Source organism: Hydrocoleum sp. CS-953 (genome assembly GCF_002260545.1).
Lineage (GTDB): Bacteria > Cyanobacteriota > Cyanobacteriia > Cyanobacteriales > Microcoleaceae > Trichodesmium.
The window spans coordinates 1-2,340 of the sequence record NZ_LGSU01000172.1; the positions used below are offsets into that span (position 1 = coordinate 1).

Sequence of the window (2,340 nt, forward strand, 5' to 3'; positions counted from 1 at the left end):
TACTCCCCTACTCCCCTACTATCTTAAATTATAAGCGTTCAATCGGACATGGTATAACCTCCCGACGGGAACTTCAAAAAATCAACTCAACCAAACCAACCCACTCAAAGTCAGAATTATCAATACTAAAGCTACCCAAACAAACTGATTATCTTTTGTATTAACTTTGCTAGGATCGACAACTTCTAACTGAGGAGTTTTTGGCTTTGGTGGAGGCGACTTAACTTGGGAAACTAAACCGCTACCCCTACGATCTTTAGGATCGCTTTCAGATATTGCGCCTAAGTCAGGAATTTTTGTCACCCATTCTGGTCGGGTTCTCAGTACAGGTGCTTCCAGAATAGTTAATATACGTTTTGCTTGTTGCCTGGTTTGTAAATAAGAATGATGAGTGAGTTTTTTACAAAGGGCGGTAGCTTCTTGAACTTTGCCTGCAGCTTGATATGCTGACACTAGCCATATTTGTGTATCTCCTCCTAACCGAGAATTAGGATTAATATTTTCTAGGGCAGTTTCTAAATGCTGTAATGATTTGCTATATTGACCGCGTTCAAAGGCGTGTTTACCAGCTTTATATTCAGTTTCAAATAATTCTAGGTTTTCTGAACTCACGATGTCTATTAATTTTTTTATATATTTTAGATATTTAAGTAATCTAGTTATTAGATTTGTCGCTATTAAAAAAAACGATCGCCTTGTAGGGACGTTGCATGCAACGTCCCTACTTTGTGGTCTACTTACATGAAAACCACTGGTGTAGGATTACGCAAATGCAGAATAGCCCAAGTTGGGAGGGACATCTTGCCAACGGCCTTGACCTACTGCTTGATTTGCTTCTGTGAGACTAATATCTCCAGTGTATAAGGCACGACCAACAATTGCACTGTCAACGCCAATGGGTTCTAATGCTAATAAGCTTAACAGATCCGTAATTGAACTCACACCACCAGAAGCAATCACTGGAATATTGACCGCAGTAGCTAACTCCCTTAAGGCTTCTATATTAGGTCCTTTGAGAGTACCATCTCGGTGAATATCAGTGTAGACGATCGCTGCAACTTTAAATTTGGCCATTTGACGCGCTAGGTCAGTTGCTAATACTTCTGAAGTTTCTAACCAACCTTTAGTGGCGACCTTACCATCTCTGGCATCAATACCAACAATAATTTGATCGGGAAACTCTTGGCAAAGGTTGGAAACTAACTGAGGTCGCTCTAAGGCAACAGTACCTAAAATAGCCTGCTGCACTCCAAGAGCAAGCACACTTGCAACTGCGGAATAGTTCCGTAACCCACCACCTACTTGTACTGGTACATCTACTGCTTTGACTATCGCTTCAATGGTCTTTTGATTAACTGGTTGTCCTNCCTAAAATAGCCTGCTGCACTCCAAGAGCAAGCACACTTGCAACTGCGGAATAGTTCCGTAACCCACCACCTACTTGTACTGGTACATCTACTGCTTTGACTATCGCTTCAATGGTCTTTTGATTAACTGGTTGTCCTGCTTTTGCTCCGTCTAAATCTACTAAATGTAGCTTAGTTGCTCCTTCTTCTACCCACCTTTTTGCTACATCAACTGGGTTATCGTTAAAAACTTCCGTTCGCTCATAATCTCCTTGATACAACCTTACACAACGTCCACCTAATATGTCGATCGCGGGAATTATATTCATACACTTTATATTTTGTATTCAAAACTACTGTTTTTGTTAACAGTTGCACCCACTGTTAACATGATACATAATCGAACTAGAAAGTCCTGACCATAGAGGAGTTTTTACTCCTGCTAACCTCAGAGCTTCTGCAGTCCAATCATTACAAGCTCTTAAAATTGAATAAGTATCTTTTGCTGCATAAAAACCGACTCTATAATTAGGGTCTATGGTCAGACTTCTTCTATTACCTTGGGCATCAAACTGGAAAGAATCATTGATAAATTCCATTAACCTATGGTAATTAGATTGAGTAATTATAGCACACTTAATTTCATATTGTTGAGGAATATTTTGATAAGCTAATACCCTCATTGCAGAAGGTGTTGGCAGGAATAGGGCCTGAAAACTTGTTACAATTGGTAATAATGTCCCAGTATAAGTTTCTAGAAAATAAGCTCTATCACCAAAGCCAAAAGCTAGATAATTTATTGGAGCTGATGGATTAGCTATTAATTTTAAGTTTAAATTTTCTTGCCAGTCCCAAATTTTAGTCTTGACTGGAACTAGAATATCTGTATGAATACCTGTATTATAAATGTATATCGGTATACCCTTATTTAATAAGTTCAAATCACAAGAATTATTATCCCAATTTCTAGGAGTAAAGTAACCAATATTTAAGC

3 protein-coding genes and 1 pseudogene are annotated in these 2,340 nt (G+C 38.6%); all 4 read right to left on the minus strand.

All coding sequences use genetic code 11. The features are described from left to right. Positions 1–81: 81 nt before the first annotated feature. Positions 82–612 carry a hypothetical protein gene (locus AFK68_RS01355; RefSeq protein WP_094671035.1) on the minus strand — a complete coding sequence of 177 codons (531 nt, stop codon included), beginning with the start codon at positions 610–612 and terminating at the stop codon, positions 82–84. 150 nt (positions 613–762) lie between these two features. Beyond that, positions 763–1,366, minus strand: a 604-nt coding sequence (locus AFK68_RS01360; RefSeq protein WP_143437405.1) for a HisA/HisF-related TIM barrel protein, incomplete at its 5' end; no start/stop codon positions are given. Position 1,367: 1 nt separating this feature from the next. Next, a pseudogene (locus AFK68_RS01365) lies at positions 1,368–1,675 on the minus strand (HisA/HisF-related TIM barrel protein); the annotation flags it as partial. 36 nt (positions 1,676–1,711) lie between these two features. Then, positions 1,712–2,340, minus strand: a 629-nt coding sequence (locus tag AFK68_RS01370) for a DUF2459 domain-containing protein (RefSeq protein ID WP_094671037.1), incomplete at its 5' end; no start/stop codon positions are given.